General features: G+C 69.3%; 26 protein-coding genes. 10 read left to right on the forward strand and 16 right to left on the reverse strand.

Annotation, left to right across the window (positions count from 1 at the left end):
- The 4 genes from CV1CTNOD_RS16740 to CV1CTNOD_RS16755 form a co-directional block, all read right to left on the reverse strand.
- Window positions 1–438 (reverse strand): hypothetical protein (locus CV1CTNOD_RS16740; RefSeq protein WP_207386501.1); only part of this gene is annotated, 438 nt, incomplete at its 3' end.
- A gap of 115 nt (window positions 439–553) precedes the next feature.
- Window positions 554–1,681: a glycosyltransferase family 4 protein gene (locus CV1CTNOD_RS16745; RefSeq protein WP_131786983.1), complete on the reverse strand. Its 1,128-nt coding sequence runs from the start codon at window positions 1,679–1,681 to the stop codon at window positions 554–556.
- A 150-nt stretch (window positions 1,682–1,831) separates the two neighbouring features.
- Window positions 1,832–2,776, reverse strand: a complete 945-nt coding sequence (locus CV1CTNOD_RS16750; RefSeq protein WP_131786984.1) for a hypothetical protein — start codon at window positions 2,774–2,776, stop codon at window positions 1,832–1,834.
- Window positions 2,777–2,822: 46 nt separating this feature from the next.
- Complete coding sequence (locus tag CV1CTNOD_RS16755) at window positions 2,823–3,122, reverse strand: hypothetical protein (protein ID WP_165485571.1); 300 nt, start codon at window positions 3,120–3,122, stop codon at window positions 2,823–2,825.
- A gap of 420 nt (window positions 3,123–3,542) precedes the next feature.
- On the opposite strand from CV1CTNOD_RS16755, the gene CV1CTNOD_RS16760 reads away from it, so the two are divergent.
- From CV1CTNOD_RS16760 to CV1CTNOD_RS16780, 5 genes are all read left to right on the forward strand, one after another.
- A complete protein-coding gene (locus tag CV1CTNOD_RS16760) occupies window positions 3,543–3,788 on the forward strand; it encodes a CopG family transcriptional regulator (protein WP_131787016.1) in 246 nt (81 codons plus the stop codon).
- Complete coding sequence (locus CV1CTNOD_RS16765) at window positions 3,785–4,129, forward strand: type II toxin-antitoxin system PemK/MazF family toxin (RefSeq protein ID WP_131786986.1); 345 nt, start codon at window positions 3,785–3,787, stop codon at window positions 4,127–4,129. The genes CV1CTNOD_RS16760 and CV1CTNOD_RS16765 overlap by 4 nt, the downstream gene beginning before the upstream one ends.
- Before the next feature lie 385 nt (window positions 4,130–4,514).
- Window positions 4,515–4,727 (forward strand): type II toxin-antitoxin system HicB family antitoxin, encoded by a 213-nt coding sequence (locus CV1CTNOD_RS16770; protein WP_347402948.1) that lies wholly within the window; start codon window positions 4,515–4,517, stop codon window positions 4,725–4,727.
- Window positions 4,727–4,957, forward strand: a complete 231-nt coding sequence (locus tag CV1CTNOD_RS16775) for a type II toxin-antitoxin system HicA family toxin (protein ID WP_131786987.1) — start codon at window positions 4,727–4,729, stop codon at window positions 4,955–4,957. Before CV1CTNOD_RS16770 ends, CV1CTNOD_RS16775 begins: the two co-directional genes overlap by 1 nt.
- Window positions 4,958–5,316: 359 nt before the next feature.
- Window positions 5,317–5,664 (forward strand): helix-turn-helix transcriptional regulator, encoded by a 348-nt coding sequence (locus tag CV1CTNOD_RS16780; RefSeq protein ID WP_242606763.1) that lies wholly within the window; start codon window positions 5,317–5,319, stop codon window positions 5,662–5,664.
- A gap of 152 nt (window positions 5,665–5,816) precedes the next feature.
- On the opposite strand, the gene CV1CTNOD_RS16785 is transcribed toward CV1CTNOD_RS16780, so the two are convergent.
- The 3 genes from CV1CTNOD_RS16785 to CV1CTNOD_RS16795 all read right to left on the reverse strand — a co-directional run bounded on the left by CV1CTNOD_RS16785 (window position 5,817) and on the right by CV1CTNOD_RS16795 (window position 8,153).
- Window positions 5,817–7,136, reverse strand: coding sequence for an NYN domain-containing protein (locus tag CV1CTNOD_RS16785; protein ID WP_131786988.1), 1,320 nt, complete (start codon window positions 7,134–7,136; stop codon window positions 5,817–5,819).
- Window positions 7,133–7,366, reverse strand: a complete 234-nt coding sequence (locus CV1CTNOD_RS16790) for a hypothetical protein (protein ID WP_131786989.1) — start codon at window positions 7,364–7,366, stop codon at window positions 7,133–7,135. The genes CV1CTNOD_RS16785 and CV1CTNOD_RS16790 overlap by 4 nt, the downstream gene beginning before the upstream one ends.
- 388 nt (window positions 7,367–7,754) lie before the next feature.
- On the reverse strand, window positions 7,755–8,153 hold the full coding sequence (locus CV1CTNOD_RS16795; protein WP_131767854.1) for an HIT family protein: 399 nt from the start codon (window positions 8,151–8,153) through the stop codon (window positions 7,755–7,757).
- A 132-nt stretch (window positions 8,154–8,285) separates the two neighbouring features.
- Here CV1CTNOD_RS16795 and CV1CTNOD_RS16800 point away from each other — a divergent pair, with 132 nt between their 5' ends.
- Together CV1CTNOD_RS16800 and CV1CTNOD_RS16805 are read left to right on the forward strand one after the other, a co-directional pair.
- Window positions 8,286–8,699: a VOC family protein gene (locus tag CV1CTNOD_RS16800; RefSeq protein ID WP_131767855.1), complete on the forward strand. Its 414-nt coding sequence runs from the start codon at window positions 8,286–8,288 to the stop codon at window positions 8,697–8,699.
- Between the two features lie 88 nt (window positions 8,700–8,787).
- Window positions 8,788–10,572, forward strand: a complete 1,785-nt coding sequence (locus CV1CTNOD_RS16805) for a DEDD exonuclease domain-containing protein (protein WP_131786990.1) — start codon at window positions 8,788–8,790, stop codon at window positions 10,570–10,572.
- Between the two features lie 27 nt (window positions 10,573–10,599).
- Here the strand turns inward: CV1CTNOD_RS16805 and CV1CTNOD_RS16810 are convergent, their stop codons facing one another.
- The 6 genes from CV1CTNOD_RS16810 to ctaE all read right to left on the reverse strand — a co-directional run bounded on the left by CV1CTNOD_RS16810 (window position 10,600) and on the right by ctaE (window position 16,917).
- Window positions 10,600–11,370: an ABC transporter permease gene (locus tag CV1CTNOD_RS16810; protein ID WP_347402950.1), complete on the reverse strand. Its 771-nt coding sequence runs from the start codon at window positions 11,368–11,370 to the stop codon at window positions 10,600–10,602.
- Between the two features lie 121 nt (window positions 11,371–11,491).
- Window positions 11,492–12,346 (reverse strand): ABC transporter ATP-binding protein, encoded by an 855-nt coding sequence (locus CV1CTNOD_RS16815; RefSeq protein ID WP_131786992.1) that lies wholly within the window; start codon window positions 12,344–12,346, stop codon window positions 11,492–11,494.
- 317 nt (window positions 12,347–12,663) lie between these two features.
- Window positions 12,664–14,271: a cytochrome bc1 complex cytochrome b subunit gene (qcrB, locus tag CV1CTNOD_RS16820; protein ID WP_131786993.1), complete on the reverse strand. Its 1,608-nt coding sequence runs from the start codon at window positions 14,269–14,271 to the stop codon at window positions 12,664–12,666.
- A complete protein-coding gene (qcrA, locus tag CV1CTNOD_RS16825) occupies window positions 14,268–15,473 on the reverse strand; it encodes a cytochrome bc1 complex Rieske iron-sulfur subunit (protein ID WP_131786994.1) in 1,206 nt (401 codons plus the stop codon). Before qcrA ends, qcrB begins: the two co-directional genes overlap by 4 nt.
- On the reverse strand, window positions 15,470–16,273 hold the full coding sequence (gene qcrC, locus CV1CTNOD_RS16830; protein ID WP_131786995.1) for a cytochrome bc1 complex diheme cytochrome c subunit: 804 nt from the start codon (window positions 16,271–16,273) through the stop codon (window positions 15,470–15,472). The genes qcrA and qcrC overlap by 4 nt, the downstream gene beginning before the upstream one ends.
- 5 nt (window positions 16,274–16,278) lie before the next feature.
- Window positions 16,279–16,917 carry an aa3-type cytochrome oxidase subunit III gene (gene ctaE / locus CV1CTNOD_RS16835; protein WP_131767860.1) on the reverse strand — a complete coding sequence of 213 codons (639 nt, stop codon included), beginning with the start codon at window positions 16,915–16,917 and terminating at the stop codon, window positions 16,279–16,281.
- Between the two features lie 105 nt (window positions 16,918–17,022).
- Here ctaE and CV1CTNOD_RS16840 point away from each other — a divergent pair, with 105 nt between their 5' ends.
- Window positions 17,023–18,222 (forward strand): cytochrome c oxidase assembly protein, encoded by a 1,200-nt coding sequence (locus tag CV1CTNOD_RS16840; RefSeq protein WP_131786996.1) that lies wholly within the window; start codon window positions 17,023–17,025, stop codon window positions 18,220–18,222.
- Here the strand turns inward: CV1CTNOD_RS16840 and CV1CTNOD_RS16845 are convergent.
- The 3 genes from CV1CTNOD_RS16845 to CV1CTNOD_RS16855 form a co-directional block, all read right to left on the reverse strand.
- The gene (locus CV1CTNOD_RS16845; protein WP_131786997.1) at window positions 18,219–18,815 is read right to left on the reverse strand and encodes a DUF3501 family protein; all 597 of its coding nucleotides are present in this window, start codon (window positions 18,813–18,815) and stop codon (window positions 18,219–18,221) included. The genes CV1CTNOD_RS16840 and CV1CTNOD_RS16845 overlap by 4 nt on opposite strands.
- 207 nt (window positions 18,816–19,022) lie before the next feature.
- The gene (locus CV1CTNOD_RS16850; RefSeq protein WP_131767863.1) at window positions 19,023–19,469 is read right to left on the reverse strand and encodes a rubrerythrin family protein; all 447 of its coding nucleotides are present in this window, start codon (window positions 19,467–19,469) and stop codon (window positions 19,023–19,025) included.
- A gap of 157 nt (window positions 19,470–19,626) precedes the next feature.
- A complete protein-coding gene (locus tag CV1CTNOD_RS16855) occupies window positions 19,627–20,028 on the reverse strand; it encodes a Fur family transcriptional regulator (protein ID WP_131786998.1) in 402 nt (133 codons plus the stop codon).
- Window positions 20,029–20,404: 376 nt separating this feature from the next.
- Here CV1CTNOD_RS16855 and CV1CTNOD_RS16860 point away from each other — a divergent pair, with 376 nt between their 5' ends.
- Together CV1CTNOD_RS16860 and trpD are read left to right on the forward strand one after the other, a co-directional pair.
- Window positions 20,405–20,815: a response regulator transcription factor gene (locus CV1CTNOD_RS16860; RefSeq protein WP_131786999.1), complete on the forward strand. Its 411-nt coding sequence runs from the start codon at window positions 20,405–20,407 to the stop codon at window positions 20,813–20,815.
- A gap of 144 nt (window positions 20,816–20,959) precedes the next feature.
- Entirely contained in the window at window positions 20,960–22,090 is a 1,131-nt protein-coding gene (gene trpD, locus CV1CTNOD_RS16865; RefSeq protein ID WP_207386503.1) for an anthranilate phosphoribosyltransferase, read from the forward strand.
- The last annotated feature ends 67 nt before the right edge of the window (window positions 22,091–22,157 follow it).

The following is a 22,157-nucleotide window of genomic DNA, read 5'->3' on the forward strand; positions in this document are numbered from 1 at the left end:
CCCTGCGGGGCCCGCGGGCCTTGCGGGCTGCGCGGCGGGCTCTCCGGGCTCACGGCCTGCTTCAAGGACATCCTTGAGCGCGTTGAGCTGGCGTTTGGTATGCAGCGAGCGGCGCTTTGCCCACCGCGCTGCGACGCGTGGACGCAACTGGTGAACCTGGGCCGGCTGCCTCCTGCGGGTGGCGTCAGCGCGTAGGAACACGTGCACGACAACACCGTCACCCCACGGTTCAAGCCATATCTCGCTGGTGCCGACCAACGCACCGGTCACCGTAAACCGCAGCCCCGCGATGTCCCTGTCCTGGAAAACGCTGAGGTCGAGATCCGGCCACAACGCACGCCACAACGCCGGCTCGTGCACCGCCGCGGACACCACAGCCGGGTCGGCGGCCAGGAAAACCTCGTCGATCAGGTCGATCTGCACGGGCGAGGGGCTCACGTCCGGGATCATGTCAGACAGACTCCCGGAGGACCAGCGGCAACACGATCATGTTTTTTCGCACCCGGAACCAAAGGCAGTGTGATCATATTTCTGGCGCACCCGGGCTTCTGGGTCATTGGGAGGGCAGCAGCAGGTCGCGTAGCCTCGCTGTGAGGACGTCCCACCGCCAGGCCATCTCGACCCATGCGCGGCCGGACGCACCCATGGCGCGTGCCCGGTCAGGATCGGCCAGCAGGCTGCCGACGGCGTCGGTTATCCCTTTCAGGTCGCTGCCGTCGACGACGGCTCCGCTCCGGCGGTCAAGCACCGCGTCCGGCGCGCCACCACTGCGTCCGGCGACAACCGGCAGGCCCGTGGCCGACGCCTCCAGGTAGACGATCCCGAGGCCTTCGACCTCCAGGCCCGCCCGCCGCGTCCGGCACGGCATCGCGAAGACGTCGCCGGCGGCATAGTAGGCGGGCAGCTCCTCCCAGGGGACCGAGCCGGTCATCACCACGTGCTCGGCCACGCCGGCCTCGCGGGCCAGGCGTTCCAGCGACGGCCGGTACGGACCCCCGCCGACCAGCAGCAGCGCCGTCCCGGGCACCCGCCGCCGCCAGGCCGGCAGAGCTTTGATCAGCATGTCCTGGCCCTTGCGCTCGACCAGCCTGCTCACACACACCACGACCGGGCGGTCAGCGAGGCCGTGACGCCTGCGGATGTCGTCACGACCCACACCCGGCTGGAAGAACCCGGTGTCGACGCCGCTGGGCAGCTGGGCGAGGGTCGGATGCCGGCCGAAGGCCGGCGCGAGTCGCGCCCTGGTGTAGTCGGTGAGGTAGGTGACGGTGTCGACTGTCCGCCCGATGCGGCGTAGCACCTGCCGCGGGCCCGGCAGCGCCGCCCAGCCCACCTCGTGACCGTGCGTGCTCGCGACGATCCGGCCCACCCCCGGATCACGGCGCAGACCGGCCGCGAGCAGACCCAACGGCGCGGCCGCTCCGAACCACACGACGTCGCAGCCCTCCGACCGGGCGATCATTCGGGCCCGGCGCAGCACGTCCGGGACGGGCAGCATCAGTGTCGTCGGATGCCGCACCACGGGAAACGGGGCGGCCGCGTCGAACACGGACGAGCCCTTCCACGCGGGAGCGTAGACGATCACCTCTCCGGCAGGTAACCGGCTGGCGAAATTGTAGACATATGCCTGAATTCCACCCGGACGCGGTGGAAAGTCATTGCTCACGACCAACACCCGCATCGGGCCATCCTCCAGCATCCCGGCAGGAGCGAGACGGCTCCCCCGCCATGGCGGCAGCCGGCACGGCAGCGCCCTGCACAGTGGCACCCGACGATGGCAGCGCCCTGCGTAGCGGCACCCGGCATGGTGGCCCCGGGCAACCCGGGCGGGTCAGGAGCGAAGCTGCGCCTCCAGATAGGATCTCCACTGGGTGACGAAATCGGCTTCGGTGGTTCCCAGGACTGCCCGCAGCGCGCCGGCCAGCCGTGTCGGTGGGTCGCCACCGCCGGATCCGACCTGCCGGTAGAACCTGATCAGCCCGTCCAGGCCGACCCTGTCCGCGATCAGCCGGCAGGCCAGCCACGCCTCCTGGTAGCGGGCGGGAGCTGCTCCGTCCGCCGCGGAGAACGCCGCGTCACCCGGCAACGCGTCAGGTAACCAGCCGGACCGCACCCGGGCAGCCAGTTCCGCGGCTGCCCGGGGCACCTCCAGCCCCACCCCGGCGTGGCCCACGGTTTCGGCCAGACCTTCCACCAGCCACGTCGGGGTGCCTGCTCCGGTCACATCGGCGCTGGCCAGATGGGTGAACTCATGACGCAGCACCACCTGCCGGCCCTCGACCGTCAACCGGTCGTAGACCTCCGGATTGACGATCACACGACCGACGCCCGGGGCCTCCCCTGGAAGCACCGCGACCGCTGCCTCACCGTCGGTACCCGTCCGTCCTGACTCGGCGCGGAAGCCGGCGCCGCCCGCGGGAACCTCCACCACGACCTGGTCGGCCCACGGCCCGTCCCAGACCGCACGCACGTAGCGCAGAGCCTCGTCGGCATCACGACGTATCTCGACCAGCCGTGACGCCGGAGCGTCCCCGACGACCGCCAGACGCCCAGCCGGCCCCTGCCCAGCCGGCCCCGGCGCGGGCCGCCGGGCCACACCGGCCGCATCCTCACGAGCGGCGTTCCCCTGACCGGCATGTTTCTGACCAGCACGTTCCTGACCGGCGTGGCTGGTGACAGCCAGCACCAGCCCGACAGCGACCGCCGCGCAGACAGCCGCCATCACCACCGACGCCACCAGCACACGCCGCCGGAGCCACCGCCCAGCCCGGCTCACCCGCCCCACCCGGCCGTGACGCGCCGCCGCGGGGGAAGTCGGCGGGCTAGCCGGTCCGGCGGGCGCGTTCACGGGGGCTGTTCACGGGACGGGGCAGCGGCAGCACCTGTGCCATCGGTACCGGCGCCGTGGGCGCGGCATCTCCGGCATTCCTGGACGTCGCGGATGCCACCGGGGAGACGAACCGGGACCGCGGGATCAGGCCGCCGTCGGCGAGGGCTTCCATGGCCCGCTGCTCGCCCTCGTCCCAGTCGACGACGCCGCCGGCAGGCTCCAGCAGAACATGCACCGCGCAGTCCCCGCATGCGGCTCCACGCACCACGCATGTGCCACAGTCGATCAGCATCGTCTCCGCCTCTCCGGCCGGAACAGGCCGCCTCGAGCCGACCCGAACGGTCATGACATGACCGCCACGGGTGACGCGACCGCGTCGGAACCCACCGTAGGCACCAGGTCCGACAACTTCTCCGCCTCAATGCCGTCCGACGACCCACCCACGAGAACTGGGGTACGTGCGGGCACGTCGTCACGTACTCGCGCGCGATCAAGATCCGCTCCGGTTGAAGCTTCACCGGCCTGACGAGACGAGCGCAGCAGGAGAAGTGGCTGGCGTGGGTACTGGCACGCAAGGCTCCGCGCCGGACGGCCGAGGATTTCGCCGGGGCGGTGTGGGCGAGGGCCTGGCTTCGGCGGGAGCAACAGCGCGAGGCGGGCACACCGAACCCGGCCAGGGCACCGTGACAGTATGACCGGTTATACTCTCATCATGAAGACAGCGATCTCGGTTCCCGATGGCGACTTCGAGCGGTTCGAGCGGGTCGCGGCCCGGCACGGGATGAACCGGTCGGAGTTCTACCGGCTCGCCGGTCAGCGGCTCGCCGACGAGCTGGAGGGCGAGGCGGAGCTGACCAGGCTGGCGAACGCGGTGCTCGCGCGTGTCGGGCAGCCCTCCGGCGACGGGCTGTTCCTGCGGGAGTCCGAGCGGGTGCTGCGCGAAGGCACCGAGTGGTGATCCGTCGCGGCGATGTCGTGTGGGTGGACTTCGGTTCGCCACGGGGTTCGGAACCGGCGAAGATCCGCCCGGCCGTGGTCGTGCAGGAGGACTGGCTGCTGGCCACGGACATCGGCACGGCGCTGATGGTGCCCCTGACCTCGAACACCACCCTGGAAGCGTTCCCCGGCAACGTGCTCGTGCCCGCCGAGGCATCCGGGCTCGACAAGGACTCCGTCGCGGTGGTCTCGCAGCTCGGCCCGGTCAGCCGCGAGTTCCTCGACCCCTATCCTGCCGGTCACGTGCCCGGCTACCTGCTGACCAAGATCGCGGCGGGCGTACGCCTGGTCACCGGCATCTGACCCGGCGCGGGTACTGGGCGCGTCGCGGCGCTCGGCGTCGCCGGGATGCGAAGCGGGCACACCGAATCCGGTCAGGGCACCGTGACATTCCGGTCGGGCAAGCGGTAACCGCTGATCCGATGGAAGTCGAATCCGTGCTGGACCAGGTCCGTTCCACAGCGATACCGGCATCGCAGGCCATGTAGACGCTGTGAGAGCGCATGTGCTGGTCGTGGGACCCGACGGGCGAAGCCTGCGCAGCTGTCGGTGTCTCCCCGCGGTGGCCGGTCACGAGCAGCTTCGATCACACGAAGGGCGGGTCACCTCCCGACGCCGTCGGACGTGGTCCCCGCCCGCTCGGTCGTCAGATGCACCGTACTGCCAGGGACCCATCTGCCGTATCCTGATGACCATGGGTCGTGCGGTGCACATCCCCTACACGGTGGGACAGGACGAGGACGGCGTCTGGTGCGCCCATGCCTACGTCGGTCGCGTCGGCTGCAACGGGAGCGGGGACACTCGCGAAGAGGCACTGGCAGATCTGCGTGACGCCGTCGTCATGGTTCTCGAGGATGACGGCGCTCCTGAGGAGTTCACTATCACGGTCGACGTCGCTTGATGACGTCGGTCCCGTCAGTACCCGGCAAAGATGTCATCAAAGCATTACAGAAGGCCGGATTCGAGCTGGTCCGGATCAAAGGCAGCCATCACCGGCTCCGCAATCCCGACCCCGATGGGCACGACGTCACGGTTCCCGTTCACGCCGAACGCGACGTGCCCAAGGGCACGCTTCGTCAGATACTGGTGGACGCGGGCCTGACCGTAGAAGACCTGCGGGCACTTCTGTAGCGGAGTTTCCCAGTTTGATTCACACCATCGGGCTTTGACGGCTATGCCGGAACCTGTCAACCCGTCCGAGGCAGGATCTTGTAGAAATTACCGAGCTGCCGTTCCGTCGGGATCCGCTTCCTGACCTTCCTCCTTCGCGGGCGGGTTGATCCACGCGGGCTCGGGCAGCGCCGGCGGGGTCGGTTCCCAGCCGAGACTGGCACCGTCGTCGTCGCGCTGTTCGCCGCGGACAAGGCGAGGCTCGGCGACGTGTTCTACGACGGGGTAGCTTCCCGGGCCGATCCGATGATCGACCAGTGGAAGCGCGAGACATCTTACGAGGAGAAGCCATAACCGAGGATGCCGCGCCGCAGCCGTCGATGTTCGTACGTGGGAACGACCACTTGGACCGGCTGCTCTCCGACCCGCAACTCGCCGCCGACGTGGCCGAGGCGCACGCTGCGGCGGAGGAGATGGACCGGGTCCACGCCATGAACCTGGCGATGATCCGCAAGGCGGCGCAGATGACCCAGGCGGAGGTCGCGAAGAAGCTCGGGGCCGGCCAAGCCACCGTCTCCCGCCTCGAAAGCCGCGGGGACATGCTCCTGTCCGCTCTTTACGACTACCTCACCGCGACCGACGCCGACGCCGCGAGCATCGTCGTCATCGTCCACGGACGCCGGATCGAGCTGGACCTCGGCATCATCCGCGGCACTCGCGTCGCTTGACCAAGCCCGCTGCTTGACGAGCCCACGAACCCGGTGTCGCGGACTCGCAGGCGCGGCGTTGACGGTGTTCTTTATCCGATCACGCAGCGCGAGCAATATGATCAACAATGCGAAGCCGTCAGGACGATCACGAGCTCTGGCACCTCCGGCGGTCAGGAGCGGTCGAGGCGGGCCAGCAGCGCGACGGACGGGATCGGACGCGCACCCGAGCGCCGGCTGGTGTCGGCCACCTCACGATCCGACGTGACGACGACGACGGGACGCCCCATGGGCTCGGCCCGCACAAGCCGGATGATCTCCTCGTCAGCCAGCTGACCAGGTCGGCTGAAGAGCACCCGCACCCCACGGGGCGCCGCCACCCCGACGGGCCTGGCGATGACCGCGGTCGCGTCGAACACGACCGTGATCTCGCTCTCGGGCGCGCGGCCGACCAGCGCGCCGAGCCCGGACAGCAGCCGGGCCCGCTGTGCCTGCAGCGGCAACGAGCCGTACCCACGCTTGGTGACGTTGTAGCCGTCCACGATGACGTGTACGCCGGGAACCCCGAGGACCTCGTCGACAACCGCCGGGTCGTCCTCGGCCAGGCCACGGGCGCCGACTCCACAGAACGGGTCGAAGGGCGCGGCCTCGTCCTCCCCGCGGCCGACGATGTCCGCCGGCCGCTGCACGGCGGTCGGCAACGCGAGTTCCTTACGGAAGCCGTTGGCCGCGGCCATCAGCGTGTCGAGCAGGACACGCAGGCGCACGTCCTCGACTGACCGGGCCTCCCTGCTGTCCCGCCGGGACGCGGTCACGGCAGCCTCGAGTTCGGCTACCCGCTGTCGCAGCCGACGGGTTTCGGCCTCGGCCTCACGGGCGGTCGTGACTGCCTCGTCACGGGTCTTCTCCGCCGCCTCGACGGCATCGTGCGCCGCGCTCTCGGCCCGGCGGAGCCGGTCGGAGGAGGAGCGCAGGCGTCGGCGGGCGTCCTCCGCCTCGGAGCGAGCGGCTGCCAGGCGTTCCCGCAACTGGTCGTTCTCAGCCTTGGCGCTCTGCTTGAGCGTGTCGAGCTGCTCGTGCAGGCGCACGACCGCCTCGGTGGCGTCGGCCGCGCGGGCCGACGCCACGGCTTCGGCCAGTTCCTGCGCGGCGGCCTCGACCATCCGTTCCCACCCGGGCAGACGCAGGACGTAGGCGACGGCCGCGATCTCCTCGGGCGGAGCAGCCTCGGGCGGTCCCTCGTCGGACTCCAGTGACGCCACAAGCTCGGGCAGGGCAAGCCGGAGCCGCTCGGCGACCCGTCCGCGAAAGACCGCGTCATTGGCCATGGCGGCCGCCAGCGGGGTCGCTCCGAGCCGGGAACGCCGGGACGGGATAAAGCGCCGTACGGCAACGAGCGTGGACGGCACATCCTGTTCCGGGAGATCGGCGAGGGTATCGGCCGCGAACGCCACGATCTGTGCCCGGACGCTGGACGGGAGTGGCTCGCTCACCCGGACGCCAGCTGAGGCTCGCGCACCATGCCGCCGCCCAACATGCCGCTGTCCAACATGCCGCTGTCCAACGTGCCGCCGTTGGGTGCGCCACTGCCCGGCGCGCCGCGCCGACGGCACCGGAGGTGTCCGGTCTTCCCGACCGCGGCCTGCCGTTCCCCGACCCGGGCGAGACCGGCAGAGCCTGTGTGGACGCGGACGCGCTCCCGGGGCCACACCGTCCTCGCCACGTCGAAACGGGTCGGATCTGCGCATGTCCCACACCGCCTGCGGGTACACGGTCCGGGAAGATCGACGGGCACGGCCAGACTCCGGGGCACGATGGGAACAACAACGACGACGCCCCAGCGTATCGGGACCAGCCCGATCCCTCCGGATCGCAACGGTTCTCCACCGGTTCGCAGGGATCGGAGCATCCCGGTTCGCCCGCCCGGACGGGTCGGAACACGGGTCGAGGCACGGCTTGCGGGACGGGTCGAGGAAGGCCAGCGCGATGATCTGTGATATCGCCGACCTGTGGTACTGCCGACCTGTGACATCGCCGGGCGAGCGGGTTGCTCCACCGGCGGCACAGCTGTCGGCTGTCGAAGCTGTCGGCTGTCGAAGCTGTCGGCTGAGCTATCTGCTGAGGGCAGCCCGGATGCGTTCGGCCGCGTCGTCGAGTGCGGCCGGGTCGGGGTTGTGATCGGCTGCCGCGAACGAGATGTCGGCCTCGGAGTCGATCGGGACGAGGTGCACATGTACATGTGGCACCTCCAGACCGGCCAGCAGCGCGGCCACCTTGCGGGGGCGGAAGGCGGTGTCGACGGCCCGCCCGACCCGGGCCGCCGCGTTCCACAGCTCCCGCAGGACGTCCGGGGGAAGATCGATCCAGTGGTCGACCTCCAGCCGTGGAACCACCAGAGTGTGCCCCGGCCGGATCGGGGCGATGGTCAGGAACGCCGCACAGTGGTCGTCCTCGTAGACGATCCGTCCGGGCAGCTCCCGCTTGATGATCCGGGTGAAGACGCTGGCCATGTCCGGACAGTATCCACACGAAGCCCCCGGTAGCGCCCGCCCCCGGCGCGGCAGCGACAACGGCAGACCGGAGCCGGGCCGGAGCCGGGCCGGCGTGCCCACGCGTGACGCGTGGACACGGACTCGCCGGTCATGCGGAATCATGCGCCTGTGGCCTGGTTTGAAACGAACGGCATCCGGATGGCCCGGGTGGGCCTGGACTGCGTCGACGTGGACCTGATGGTCAGGTTCTGGTCATCGGCGCTCGGCTACGAAGTCGCGCAGCACGACAGCGACTCGGCTGTCCTGCGCCACCCGGCCGGTGCCGGTCCCAAGCTGCACCTGCGGCGCGTGTCCGGGTTGGCGCCGGGCCCGGGTCGCGTGCACCTGGACCTGTATGCGGTGGACGCCGAGCGCGTGGTCGGCTGGCTGTCGTCACTGGGCGCCCGCGAAGTCGGACGCTACGCCGACGGTGTCGACAGCGGCTTCGTCCTCGCCGACCCGGAGGGCAACGAGTTCCGGGTCACCACGGCGGGTCAGGACGGGTTCGCGCGGCCGTTCGCGTGAGGGATCACCCACCACCGGTGGCCGGAAGTCGCGGGATGCGGAAACAGGACCGGAAAACTGTCGGAGACGGCGACTACCGTACCCGGACATGCGCCGGTTCTCCCTCGTTCCGGGCGGCGGCCACCCGGACGCGCCGCCCGCGCCCCCCTCCGGGCGCCAGCCTCCGTCTCGCCAGCTCCCGCCCGGCCAGGCCAGCCTGGAGGAGCTCGGCCGTCTCCTGCGGGACGTCACCTTTGTCGTGGTGGACCTGGAGACCACCGGAACCCGGTCTGCCGACAGTGAGATCACCGAGATCGGCGCGGTCAAGGTCCGCGGCGGGCAGGTCCTCGCGGAGATGGCGACGTTGGTACGACCGGCCGCGCCGATACCCCCGTTCATCTCGGTCCTCACCGGGATCACCGACGCGATGGTCGCCACCGCGCCCCGCATCGACGCCGTCCTGCCGACCTTCCTGGAATTCGCCCACGGCAGCGTGCTGGTCGCGCACAACGCGCCCTTCGATCTCGGCTTTCTGCGGGAGGCGTGCGTACGCTGCGGCCATCCCGTCCCCGCCTGGGAGCACCTGGACACGCTCCGCATCGCCAAACAGGTCCTGAGCAGGGACGAAAGCCCGGACTACAAGCTCGGCTCGCTGGCCCGGCTCTTCCCCGCGGACACCGAGCCCTGCCACCGGGCGCTGGCGGACGCGCGGGCGACCGTGGCCGTGCTGCACGGGCTGTTCGAGCGGCTGGGCAACCTCGGCGTGACCACGTTGGAGGACCTGCAGGGGTTCTCCCGGAAGGTCTCCCCCGCCCAGCGGCGCAAGCGGCACCTGGCGGACGGCCTGCCGACCGGGCCGGGCGTGTACATCTTCCGCGACAGCGCCGGCCGGGCTCTCTACGTCGGGACGTCCCGGTCGGTGCGCGCACGCGTCCGGTCGTACTTCACCGCGAGTGAGCCACGGACGCGGATGACCGGGATGGTCGCGGCGGCCGATCGGGTGGATGCGATCGCGTGCGCACATGCGCTGGAGGCGCAGGTCCGGGAGGTTCGGCTGATCGCCGAACACAAGCCCCCGTACAACCGCCGGTCCCGGCACCCGGAACGGGCGGTCTACCTGAAGATCACCGACGAGCCCTACCCCCGGCTGTCACGGGTCCGAGCGGCCCGTGACGAGGGTACCTACCTCGGCCCGTTCACCAGCAGCGCCGCGGCGGACCTCGCCGCGGCCGCGATCCACGAGGCGATCCCGTTACGCCAGTGCACCACCCGGCTGTCACCGCGGCGGCCCACCGCCGCATGCGCGCTGGCCGACCTCGGTCGCTGCGGGGCACCCTGTGACGGACGGGAGAGCCCGCAGGAGTACGCGCGACACGTGGCAGCGGCCAGGGCGGCCATCACCACCGACCCCCGGGTGGTCGTCGACGTCGCGCGGGCGCGCATCGCCGGCCTCGCCGCCGAGCAGCGCTACGAGGACGCGGCGGTCGCCCGTGACCGGCTGCTGGCATTCCTGCACGGGGCGCAGCGACTCCAACGCCTGTCAGCGCTGAACACCGTGGCCGAGATGACAGCCGCGGCACCCACCCCCGAGGGCGGTTGGGACATCGCGGTGATCCGCCACGGTCGGCTCGCCGGGGCGACCAGCACACCGGCGCATACCGATCCGTGGCCCTGGGTGACGGCAGTACGCGCCAGTGCCGAGACCGTACGCCCGGGGCCGGGGCCCACGCCCTGCGCGAGCGCCGAGGAGACCGAGCTGATCCACCGCTGGCTGACCGCCGCGGGCGTGCGCCTGGTCAGCCTGGACGGCCAGTGGGCCTCACCCGTGGCCGCGGCCGCCAGGGACATCTCCCTTCTTCACCGGCCGCAGGACCCGGCCGGCGCACCTGAATGATCGACGTCCGCCTGCGCTGCTACCGCGCTACCGCGCGAGTCGACCGAGCAAGGCGCTTGCCGCCATGATCGCCCCGACGGCGGAACCGACGAGGACGGCGAAGTCGAGCGGCAGGTGGGCATGCGTACCGATCAGCAGACCGCGCAGCGCGTCGACCAGATAGCTTAACGGGTTGAGGTAACTGACCACCCGTACCCAGGCCGGCATGATGTCGACCGGATAGAGGGCATTGCTGGCGAAGAACATCGGCATCATGATCGCCTGGCCGATTCCCATCAGCCGGTCACGGGAAAGCACCAGTCCCGCGATCACGATGGACAGGCAGGAGAAGAACGCCGCGCCGATCATCACGGCCACCGCGGCGCCCACCAGCTTCAGCGGATTCGCGGTCAGCCCGACGCCGAGCACCGCCGCCAGCAGCACGACGACGACCACCTGCATCAGCGCGCGCACCCCGGCGGCGAACGCCTTGCCCGTGACCAGGGCTGTGCGGGGTGTGGGCGTCACCATGAGCTTGGCCAGGACACCCGCGTCCCGGTCCCAGATGATCTGAATGCCGTAGAAGATCGAGATGAACAGCGCGGACTGGGCGAGGATCCCCGGTGCCAGGTAGTCCAGATATGGGACGGATCCGGTCGGGATGGCATGGATGCGGTTGAACGTCACGCCGAAGACCAACAGCCACAACGCGGGCTGGACAGCCCTGGTGTAGAGCTCCACCCGGTCGTGACGCAGCTTCTGCAGCTCCACCAGAGACAGTGTCGCCAGCCGGCGGAACAACAGCCGGGTCGCGCCCAGCCGCCCGTCGAAGCCGTCATCGAAGGGGTCGTCGAGTCTGACCCCGCCGGGAGCGTTCCTGGCGGGAGCCACCGGTGGATCGATCCGTGCAACGACCCGGGGGTCTGAGCCTCCCGGATCTCTAGCCAACCCGGCTGGCGGCACGGCGGGTGTGCTGGACGTCACGAAAATCACCTTCCTTGTCGCTGGCGAGCGCACCGCCGGTATGGTGCCGGAACACGTCCTCCAGGCTTGCTCGCGGTCCCAGCACCGCCTTCAGCTCGCTGGGCACACCGGTGACCCGTACCCGGCCTGCATGCATCAGCGCAACCCGGTCGCACAGGACGTCGGCTTCCTCCATGTAATGAGTGGTCAGCAGCACCGCCATGCCGTGCTCCGCCCGCAGGCGCAGGACGTGCTCCCAGACACTGTCGCGGGCGATCGGGTCGAGCCCGACGGTCGGCTCGTCGAGGATCAGCAGCCGCGGCGCGTTGACCAGGGCCTGGGCCAGTTCCAGGCGGCGCACCATCCCACCCGAGTAGGTGCGCGCCAAGCGGTCGGCGACGTCGGTCAGGCCCATGGCCGCAAGCGCCTGGTCGACCCGTGCCCGTCGCCGACGCCGGGGGACGTCGAACAGGCCCGCGAACAGCGCGACGTTCTCGCGGCCGGTCAACCCGGCGTCGGCGGACAGCATCTGCGGCACGTAGCCGATCAGCCGCCGGGCCCGGATCGGCCGGCGGGCCGCGTCCACGCCGAAGATGCAGACCGAACCGGCCGCCGGCCGCAGCAGCGTCACGATGACCCGGATCGCCGTGGTCTTACCGGCCCCGTTCGGCCCGAGCAGGCCGATGATCTCACCGGCTGCGAGCTCGAGGTCGAGGGAGTCGACCACTGTCTTCTCCCCGAACCGGTAGGTCAGCCCCCGGACGTCCAGAGCCGGCGGGTCGCCCCGAGCCAGAATGGACACGGCCGGCGACACGGAATGATCGATGGACATCCAACCTCCATATCGTTTTCTTCCTACAACTAACTATCTACCCCTACGGTTGCCACGTCACCTGCTGCGGGCCGGCAACCCCGCACCTTCCCGCGGACGAACGACTGAGGGCCTCCTGCGTCCGGGTGTCGGAGGCAGGAGGCCCTCAGCGAGATGTTCGGAGTTCTCCGCCGCCCATCTGGCTACTTCAGACAGATGGGCGGGCCGGCACTCACGTAGTTTCTCGATGCTTGACTACTCGATGCTTAGTTACAGTCACTCAATACTACTTGTACTCGACTACTTGTGCTGGGCTCCTTGTACTCGGTAACTCGGACTCAGTGCTTGCCGGCAGGCCGGTCCGGGGAGGACTCGCTCGCCTCCGGCAGGCGTTCTTCCTCTTCGACGAAGAAACCGGTGACGGCCTTGCCCGCACGCCGCACGAGATCGCCCCTGGCATGCCCGTTCTCAGCGGACGGGAGAGCCACCCGGTCGGTCGGTACCCGACGGTGGTCGGGTAGCGGCGGAAGCTTCGGCCGGTGCTCCTCCACGAACTCCCCGCTGGGAAGCTGCTGGATGATCCCGGTCTCGATGCCGTGTCCGGCGATCTCGTGGTCACGTTCCTGCAGGTGGATGCACAGCTTCCTGGTCAGGACAAAGGCGATCGGCGGAATGACGATGGCGCCGACACGTCCCGCCCAGGTCATGGCGTTCAGCGAGATGTCGAACGTCTTGGCGATGACGTCGTTGCCACCCGAGATCCACAGCACCAGATAAAAGCTGATGGCGAAGACACCGAGGCCGGTACGGGTGGGCGCTTCACGTGGACGCTGCAGGAGGTTGTGCGACTCCTTGTCACCGGTGAACTTCGCCTCGAGGAACGGATACACCGCGAGCAGGGTGAACAGAATGCCGGGCAGGATCAAAGTCGGCCAGAACACCGCCGGAACCGTGTGCCCGAGCCCACGGAACTCCCACGGCGGGAACAGCCGGGTAGAGCCGTCGAGGAAGCCGATGTACCAGTCCGGCTGGGAGGCGGAGCTGACGTTCGCCGGGTCGTAGGGCCCGAAACCCCAGATCGGGTTGATCTGCGCGAGGCCACCGAGCAGGGCGAGCATCGCAAAAACAATCATGAAGAATCCGGTGGACTTCGCCGCGAAGATCGGGAAGACCCGGTGCCCGATGACGTTGTGCTCGGTCTTTCCCGGCCCGGGGAAGTCGGTGTGCTTCTGATGCCAGAGGATGCCCAGGTGGGCGCCGATCAACGCCAGCAGGATTCCCGGCACCAGCAGGATGTGGACGACGTACAGCCGAGGTATGAAGTCCTCGCCCGGCCACTCGCCGTTGAAGACGAGGAAGGACGCCCAGGTTCCGACGACCGGGATCGACTGGGCGATGGACGCGGCGATCCGCAGCCCGGTGCCGGACAGCAAGTCGTCCGGAAGCGAGTAGCCGGCGAAACCCTCGAGGATCCCCAGGATGAACAGGCCGACGCCGATCAGCCAGTTGACCTCTCGGGGCTTGCGGAAGGCGCCCGTGAAGAACACCCGCATCAGGTGCACCACGATCGAGGCGACGAACAGCAGCGCGGCCCAGTGGTGGATCTGGCGGAAGACCAGGCCCGCGCGGGTGTCGAAGCTGATGTCCAGGGTCGAGGCGTAGGCCCGGCTCATCTCGACGCCCTTGAGCGGCACGTACGAGCCGTCGTAGATGACCTCGGTGTTGCTCGGGTCGAAGAACAGCGTGAGATAGATGCCGGTCAGGACCAGGATGACGAAACTGTAGAGGGCGATTTCCCCGATCATGAAGGACCAGTGGTCAGGGAACACCTTGTTCAGGTTGCGCCGCAACGCGGCCTGCGTTCCGAACCGTTCGTCGATCGCCCGGTTGAGCGTGCGGACGGGACCCGGCCTCTTGACCAGGGACGGTGGTGGGACGGTGGTCATGAGCGCTCCCAGAAGGCGGGACCGACGGGCTCGGTGTAGTCACCGTCTCGTGCGATGAAATATCCGTCCTCGTCGACCCCGAGCGCCAGCTGGGGCAGGGATCGACTGGCCGGCCCGAAGATCGCTCGGCATCCGTCCAGAACGTCGAACACGGACTGGTGACAGGGGCACAGCAGGTGGTGGGTCTGCGTCTCGTAGAGGCTGACCGGGCAACCCGCATGGGTACAGATCTTCGAATAGGCGACGTGGCCGTCGTAGGCCCAGTTCTCCCGGCCCGGACGTGGCCGGTTCTCGTCCGGTCCGAGTCGGATGAGCACGGTGGCGCTGTCGGCTTTCTCATGCACGGTCAGCTGGGGCTCGTAACGAACCGTGCCGTCGGCTTCGGTGACCGGAACCGCGGGGAACACCGTCTCGATGCCGCCGATGGCTATGTCGCCGATCTTGACGGGGGTGCCCTCTCCGGTGACCAGCCGGGCACCCTTCACCCAGTGGGTGTGGTCGAGCTGCTTGCCCGGCTTGCGGTTGGTCAGGTTCAGCAGCGGCACCACCAGCAGGGCACCGAGCACCGTGCCCGCGCCGAGCAGGGTGCGGCGTACCAGTGGGCGGCGGGCCAGCCCGGTGTCGGCGTAGCCGAGAGCGACCGTCTCCTCGGTGGCGGCGATCTCCTCGTCCGCGGACCTGAAGGGGTGACGCTCCTGGACGGCCTCCTCGTGCGGCATGAGCTGCTTCGCCCAGAGGATGACCCCGAAGCCGATACCGCCCACGGCCAGAGCTAGCGCGACGCCCATGAACGGCGTGTAGTACTCGGCATGCTTGTCACCGACGAAGTTGGTGACCACGAACCCGACCGTCCCGACGATCGAGACCACGAACCAGAACGCGACCAGCCGCTCGGCCCGGCGCTGCGCGCGGCGGTCGATCTCCTCGGCGTGGGCGGGGCTGACGTCCACGGCCCGCTCGTGCGGCTCGACCAGCAGGACCGTTGACTGCGCCCGGGTCGAGTCGGTCTGGTGCGGGGGTGTGCCAAGGCGCTCGGGACCGTCGCCGTGGCCCTGACGCAGCTCGGGTCCGCCGGCGCTGGCGTCGGACCCGGGGGCGGGCTCCCCCGACGGCTTCACCGGGTGCTTGGCCCGGTCGAAGATGCTGTCGCCAGCGTCGCCGGACGAGCCCGGGCCGGCGCTGTCGTCGTCCTGCTTGCTCATACCTTCTGCCTCGCTCCGATCCACAGGCACACCGCGAGCAGGCCGCCAATCCCGACCAGCCAGGCCAGCAGCCCTTCGGGGACCGGGCCGTACTTACCGATGTCGTCGCCACCGGCGCTCGGGGCCTCGCTGATGTGACGCACGTACTTGGCGATCGCGACCGCGTCAGCCTTGTCGAGCTGCCCCGGACCGAACAGAGGCATCGACTCCGGGCCGGTCCGCATCGCCTCGATGATCTGAGTCGGGGTGGCCTTACCCAGGTCGGGCGCGTACTTGCCATAGGTCAGCGGCGCGCCCGCGCCCACCGCCTGGTGGCACTGGGCGCAGTTCGCCCGGTACAGCTCCCCACCGTGGGCGAGGTCGGCGTCGTCCCACTCGGTCTGCGTGATGACCGGCTTCTTCGGGCCGCCACCCAGACTGTCGACGTAGGCGGCCAACTGGTCGATCTGCGTCTGGCTGTAGATCGGGTCCTTGCGCTCGGCCTGCGCTCCCGGCGCCGCAAGCGGCATCCGTCCGGTGCTGACCTGGAAGTCCACTGCGGCCGAGCCGATCCCGATCAGGCTCGGCGCCTGGCTGCCTCCCTGGGCCTGCAGGCCATGGCAGCTCGAGCAGCCCTGGAGGTAGAGGGCCCGGCCCGCCCGGACGGCCTCATTGGTCTCCGCGGTGTCCTGGGCCGTCCCGCGCGGGGCGAACGCCGTCCACAACACGCCGGTGGCCGCAAGCGCCACCAGCAGGACCACTGCGGAGGAACGCCGACGCCGGCGTACGGATGCGCGGGCAGCGCCCGTAGATGCAGTCATGTCGCTCACTGGAGGAGGTAGATGGTCGCGTACAGGCCGATCCAGACGACGTCGACGAAGTGCCAGTAGTACGACGTCACGATCGCGGACGTTGCCTTCTCGGGCGTGAACCTGCCGTAGGTCGACCGGGCAAGTACGATCACGAAGGCGACAAGCCCACCGATCACGTGCAGGCCGTGGAAGCCGGTCGTGAGGTAGTAGACGGAACCATAGGAGTGGGACGAGATCGAGAACTCGTTCTCGCGGAAGTACTCCCATGCCTGGCCGCCGACGAACACCAGACCCATGACCAGCGTGAGGACGTACCAGCGACGCAGGCCGTAGACATCACCGCGTTCGGCGGCGAACACGCCGAGCTGGCAGGTCAGGCTGGACAGCACCAGGATCGTCGTGAAGACGAGCGCGAAACCGACGTGCAGGTGGACCGGGCCGATTTCGGACCCCGCGGGAACGCCGGTGAGCGGCGGCCAGTTGTCACTGTCGACCGATCGGATCGTGTAGTACATCGCGAACAGGGCCGCGAAGAACATCAGCTCCGATGACAGCCACACGATCGTTCCCACGGAAACCATCGAGGGACGGTTGGCCGTGGGGTGCGGCGGCGGAGCCTTCTCAAGGACGGGGGCGGAGGCCACGTCGGTCATTCTGGCACGCGATCCGTCCGGCGCCACCGTAGGTTCGACATTCGGTAGGACTACGAGCTGTCGAGGGTTCGGCCGAACCCCGATCCGAGTGAGGTGACAGGGCCTGTGACCAGTCCCGGCGCCCTTGCCGCGCAAAGCGCGGGAAGCGTGCTTGCATCGTCCGGGCAGGGACAACTCCCGCCGCCACCGACCGTCGGGCGGATGCTTCTGCACGTCTCGCCAGAACCCGGCCCGCTGCTGCTGGTCGCCCTCATGGCGGGGCTGTACCTGTTCGGCGTGAGCAGACTCACAGATCGCGGAGACGCCTGGAACCGGTGGCGGACGGCCTCCTGGCTGGCAGGTCTGCTGGTGGTCACCTACGCGCTCGTCGGCGGGATCGCCGCATACGACACCGCCCTGTTCAGCGCCCACGCCGTCCAGCACATGCTGCTCGGCACGGTCGCGCCCATCCCGCTCGCGCTGGGCGCCCCGGTGACGCTCGCGCTACGTGCCCTGCCGCTGCGCTCCCGCCGGCTCCTGGTGAAGGTACTGCACAGTCGGGTGGCGCGGGTACTCACCTTTCCGCTGGTCGGCTTCGCCGTGTTCATCGTAAGCCTGTACGGGCTGTACTTCACCGGTCTTTACGAGACGTCGATGCGCCACCCGGCGCTCCACACCCTTCTGCACGTGCACTTCCTGGCCATCGGCTGCCTGTTCTACTGGCCGATCATCGGGCTCGACCCCGTCCCGGGACGGCTGCCGTACTGGGGCCGGCTGATCCTGCTGTTCGTGACGTTCCCGCTGCACGCGTTGTGGGCGCTGGCGATGTTCACGACCAACGAGGTCTTCGCCGCGGACTGGTACTCCGCGCTCGGCCGGACCTGGGGGTCCAGCCTGCTCAGCGACCAGCAGACCGGCGCCGGACTGATGTGGGCCGCCGGTGAGCTGGTCGGCGCCATGGTGTTCGTCGCGTTGTTCGTCCAGTGGTCGCGGGCGGACGGGCGGGAGGCCGCCCGCGAGGACCGCCGGCTGGACCGGTTGCGGGGCTCCGCCACCGACCAGGTGCGCGGGGACGTGCCCGACGCCACCGGCACGAAGCAGGAAGCGGACCGGGAAACAGAGCAGGAGCGCCAGCGCCAGCCCGACCCGGAGGCCGAACTGGTCGCCCGGGAAGCAGCCTACAACGCCTGGCTTGCCCGGCTCGCGGCGAACGACACACCCTCCCCGCAGCAGCCCGCGACCATCCGTAACCGAGCTCGGGGCGCGGGCCAGGGCCGAGGAGCCGATCCCCCGCTGCCGGCGACCCCGCCCCAGCCGCGTGGCTAACCGCGTAGCGCGAGGTCCGCGATCAGGGACGTCCTGGTCGCACCGGTGATCGGTGTCGCCTCGTTGTACGCGGGATGGTCAACCACCAGCTCGACCGGGACGGCCGGGTCCCGGAAGGCATCCCTGGCAGCGTCGCTGAGAGTGAACCGCACCATATGCACGGACACGGTCGGGCTCAACACGTCCGGATCCTCGTCAGGACCGGGGATCTCCTCGGCCGGCACCGGTATGCCGTCGACCTCCAGGCGGATGCTGCGCTGCACTCCGGCCAGTCGCTCCAGCTCCAAGCGCACGGTCTCCAGAACGTCGAGCTCGATGAACACGGTGGCGGTCAGCGTGTGACTGGAGGGCAGCAGGCGGGCATAGATGTCGATCTCGTGAGCGACGTCCGAGGAGTCGCGCAATCTCTCGGTGTAAACCATCTCTTGCACCTGGTAGTGCAGGGTCTGGGTGTTCTCGAATTCGAACAGGAGCATGTCGCCGACCCGGATCCGGCGCTCCGCCCGGACGGAAAGGATGCGGGTGCGCGCACCCGGCCGTTGGGCGGAGTAAACCTCGGGGTCAGTGATGATGTCAGCGACATTAAGCGCCATCGTGGGACTCCCTGGCGATCCTCGGAGGCATACGGCGGTGCGCCGAACGTCATGCCAGCACCTATTAGATCATGAAGCGGTCATGGAGCCGGCCGCCGGGTACGGACCGACGAGGTGTCACGGTCGGGGTGGACGCGACACATGCGTCCACCCCGGCCCAGTACTGCGTCACCTACAGACGGCCCCGCCCGGTCGTTACCGAACCGGTCAGGCCTGCTGCTCGGCCTTCTCGTCTGCGACAACCGTGTCCAGCGCCCGCTGGAAGCGCCCGGCGTGGGTCTTCTCGGCCCGCGCGAGGGTGGAGAACCAGTCGGCGATCTCCTCGAAGCCCTCCTCACGCGCGGTCTTGGCGAAGCCCGGGTACATCGCGGTGAACTCGTAGGTCTCCCCCGCCACGGCGCTGGCGAGGTTCTTGGCGGTGCTACCCACCGGCTCCCCGGTTGCCGGGTCGCCGACCTCGGCGAGGTAGTCCAGGTGACCGAAAGCGTGGCCGGTCTCACCCTCCGCGGTGTCGCGGAAGAGGGCGCTGGCGTCGGTCAGACCCTCGATGTCGGCTCGGCGGGCGAAGTACAGGTAGCGGCGATTCGCCTGACTCTCACCGGCGAACGCCTCCTTGAGGTTCTCGTGCGTCTTCGTGCCGTCAAGCTGCGGCATGCGGTGCTCCATTCTTCGGGTGTGGTCACCCCTGGTCAGGGGCGACGTCCTTCAGGTGTGGTCGCCTCCGATGAGACGACTGCTTGGGCGGCCGGTTCGGAGAGTCGATGCGGAAAGCGTCGGGAGGGAGCACCGGCTGCACAGCGGCCGCCGGTATTCAGCTGCCCGTTCGACAGGACGGACACAGGCCACGGAACTGCAGGTCGTAACCTGTGATCGCAAAGCCGGTGCTGCGCGCGAGCTCGTCCACCATCTCCACCGGGCTTGGCAGATCGATGTCCACAGCTTGTCCACAGCGGTCACAGACCAGATGGTCGTGACGCCTGGTGTTCCCGTCATACCGGGCGGCGGTACCGTTGCCGAGGCTCAGTTCGAGGGCGTGCCCGGCCTGGACGAGCAGTCCCAGAGACCGGTAGACGGTGGCGGCGCCGATACCCGGCGCAACTTGCCGGACGCGATCATACACTTCTGCCGCTGTTGGATGACTGTGGGCGGCTCGGAGCACCTCCAGCACCGCTCGGCGCTGGGGGGTGAGGCGGAGATCCTGCTGACCGTCCATGTCACGTCCGATGTGGTTAGTACTTTCACCCACCCTGGTCAACTGTATGCGACCAGTCCGTTACGACTCGCACCCTTGAGAACGAGTCTCATTATCTAGCAGGAGATACCGATCTCGCAAGCTCTCCGGGCCCGACCCAGTGGACCACCCGATGACACATCGGCATCACCCCGATATCCCGACGGCACAGTACCGGGAGACCGGACGGACCGGCCGCGGACCTCACCTGCCAGCGCACGCTGTCGGCACGATCGGATACCCTGCGGGCGGGTTCACCATGGGCACTCACCGATCCGGTAGCGGTGCGTGGTTCGCTGATGCTCTCCTCGGGCGCCATCCTTCTAACGGCCACTTCGAGTGAAAGGCTTGCGGTCGCATGAGTACCGTTCTGGTGTATGCGGACAAGCCCGACGTCCGGGAGCGGGTGAAGCTCGCCGTCGGCCCGCTTCCCGACCGCGAGCTCGGCCTCCTGGAGTTCCTGGACGTGGCGGACGGTCCGTCCGTGATCGATGCGGTCGACCACGGGGAAGCCGACATCTGCATCCTGGACGCCGAGGCCGCCCCCAGCGGTGGCATGGGCCTGTCCCGGCAGATCAAGAACGAGATCCCCGACTGCCCGCCCACGGTCCTCCTCATAACACGCCGGGATGACCGCTGGCTTGCGAGCTGGTCGCTGGCGGACGCGGTGGTCACCCATCCGGTCGACCCCGCCGAACTCGCCGAGGTCGTTGTCGCACTGCTGCGCAGACGTCGCGCGCTCGTGCCTCGGGCACAATCCTCCCAGTAGTGAGTCCTCCCGGTAGTGACCCGGGACCTGGACCTCCAGGCCGGGAGCACCAGCCCCTGACCACAACCCGCCCGGTATACCGGAACCCGCACGGGGCGGGTCCGAGGACCGCGGGAACAACCGGGTGAGATGACGACAACGGGGATGACAGGGATGACGGCCACACGGACAGGTGCGGACAGTGACCAGCGGGCCGTGCCCGAGCCCCTCGGCCGCACGAGCTGGGCCAAGCTTCTCACGGTGCTCCTGCGAGGGGACTCACTCGGCGCCGAGGACACCGTGTGGGCGATGAAGCAGGTCATGTCCGGCGAGGCATCGCCGGCCCAGATCGCCGGCTTCGCGGTGGCTCTGCGGGCCAAGGGCGAGACCCCCGAGGAAGTCGGCGGCCTGGTCCGGGCGATGCTCGACTACGGCGCGCCGCTGGAGGTCTCCGACGACGTTCGTGAGCGCGCGGTGGACACCTGCGGCACCGGCGGAGACCAGTCGCATTCGGTGAACGTATCGACCATGGCGGCCCTCGTCGTCGCCGGATCCGGCGTCCCCGTGATCAAACATGGGAACCGGGCCGCATCGTCGCTGTGCGGAACAGCCGACCTGCTGGAGGAACTCGGCGTCGTCATCGACCTGCCACCAGTCGCTGTCGGCACCTGCCTGACCCAGGCCGGGGCGGCCTTCTGCTTCGCGCCGATCTTCCATCCGGCCATGCGGCATGCGGCCAGGACACGCAGCGAGCTCGGCGTGCCCACCTTCTTCAACATCCTCGGGCCGCTGACCAACCCGGGGCGCCCCGCCTCCCAGGCCCTCGGGGTCGCCGACCCGCGTCTGGCCCCGGTCGTCGCGGGTGTGCTCGCCGCGCGCGGAACCCGGGGGCTGGTGTTCCGGGGCGACGACGGCCTTGACGAGCTCACGCCGACGACCACCTCGACGGTGTGGGTCGTCGCCGACGGCGCGGTCCGGCAGGAGACCTTCGACCCGCGAACGGTCGGCATCCACCCCGGCGACCCGGCACAGCTGCACGGCGGTGACGCCGTCCACAACGCCGAGGTGACCCGCGCGTTGCTGACCGGACGTCCCGGGCTGGTGCGCGACGCCGTCCTGCTCGCCGCCGCGGCCGCTCTGGTCGCCTCAACCGGGCCGACCGCCGCTCCGGTGAGTGAACAGATACAGCGCCAGCTTGCCCGAGCCACATGGTCGCTGGATTCCGGCGCAGCCGAAGCCGCGCTGCGGCGGTGGGTCAAGGTGAGTCAGGCTGCCGCCGTGCCCACCGGGGTCTGACGTCCGGACCGGTACTGGTCTAACCGGACCAGTAATACCCGGTTGCCGGTATCCGGTTTTGTCGTCA

Source organism: Protofrankia symbiont of Coriaria ruscifolia (genome assembly GCF_900634745.1).
Lineage (GTDB): Bacteria > Actinomycetota > Actinomycetes > Frankiales > Frankiaceae > Protofrankia > Protofrankia californiensis.

Excerpts from the sequence above, each read along its gene's own strand:
- CV1CTNOD_RS16815 (WP_131786992.1), bottom strand. The coding sequence starts at position 12,346 with ATGTCCATCGATCATTCCGTGTCGCCGGCCGTGTCCATTCTGGCTCGG.
- CV1CTNOD_RS16860 (WP_131786999.1), top strand. The coding sequence starts at position 20,405 with ATGAGTACCGTTCTGGTGTATGCGGACAAGCCCGACGTCCGGGAGCGG.
- CV1CTNOD_RS16770 (WP_347402948.1), top strand. The coding sequence starts at position 4,515 with ATGACCATGGGTCGTGCGGTGCACATCCCCTACACGGTGGGACAGGAC.
- CV1CTNOD_RS16795 (WP_131767854.1), bottom strand. The coding sequence starts at position 8,153 with ATGGCCAGCGTCTTCACCCGGATCATCAAGCGGGAGCTGCCCGGACGG.
- CV1CTNOD_RS16755 (WP_165485571.1), bottom strand. The coding sequence starts at position 3,122 with ATGCTGATCGACTGTGGCACATGCGTGGTGCGTGGAGCCGCATGCGGG.
- CV1CTNOD_RS16800 (WP_131767855.1), top strand. The coding sequence starts at position 8,286 with ATGCGGAATCATGCGCCTGTGGCCTGGTTTGAAACGAACGGCATCCGG.
- CV1CTNOD_RS16745 (WP_131786983.1), bottom strand. The coding sequence starts at position 1,681 with ATGCGGGTGTTGGTCGTGAGCAATGACTTTCCACCGCGTCCGGGTGGA.
- qcrC (WP_131786995.1), bottom strand. The coding sequence starts at position 16,273 with ATGACTGCATCTACGGGCGCTGCCCGCGCATCCGTACGCCGGCGTCGG.
- trpD (WP_207386503.1), top strand. The coding sequence starts at position 20,960 with ATGACAGGGATGACGGCCACACGGACAGGTGCGGACAGTGACCAGCGG.
- CV1CTNOD_RS16845 (WP_131786997.1), bottom strand. The coding sequence starts at position 18,815 with ATGGCGCTTAATGTCGCTGACATCATCACTGACCCCGAGGTTTACTCC.
- ctaE (WP_131767860.1), bottom strand. The coding sequence starts at position 16,917 with ATGACCGACGTGGCCTCCGCCCCCGTCCTTGAGAAGGCTCCGCCGCCG.
- CV1CTNOD_RS16850 (WP_131767863.1), bottom strand. The coding sequence starts at position 19,469 with ATGCCGCAGCTTGACGGCACGAAGACGCACGAGAACCTCAAGGAGGCG.
- CV1CTNOD_RS16805 (WP_131786990.1), top strand. The coding sequence starts at position 8,788 with ATGCGCCGGTTCTCCCTCGTTCCGGGCGGCGGCCACCCGGACGCGCCG.
- CV1CTNOD_RS16775 (WP_131786987.1), top strand. The coding sequence starts at position 4,727 with ATGACGTCGGTCCCGTCAGTACCCGGCAAAGATGTCATCAAAGCATTA.
- CV1CTNOD_RS16780 (WP_242606763.1), top strand. The coding sequence starts at position 5,317 with ATGTTCGTACGTGGGAACGACCACTTGGACCGGCTGCTCTCCGACCCG.
- CV1CTNOD_RS16855 (WP_131786998.1), bottom strand. The coding sequence starts at position 20,028 with ATGGACGGTCAGCAGGATCTCCGCCTCACCCCCCAGCGCCGAGCGGTG.
- CV1CTNOD_RS16760 (WP_131787016.1), top strand. The coding sequence starts at position 3,543 with ATGAAGACAGCGATCTCGGTTCCCGATGGCGACTTCGAGCGGTTCGAG.
- qcrB (WP_131786993.1), bottom strand. The coding sequence starts at position 14,271 with ATGACCACCGTCCCACCACCGTCCCTGGTCAAGAGGCCGGGTCCCGTC.
- qcrA (WP_131786994.1), bottom strand. The coding sequence starts at position 15,473 with ATGAGCAAGCAGGACGACGACAGCGCCGGCCCGGGCTCGTCCGGCGAC.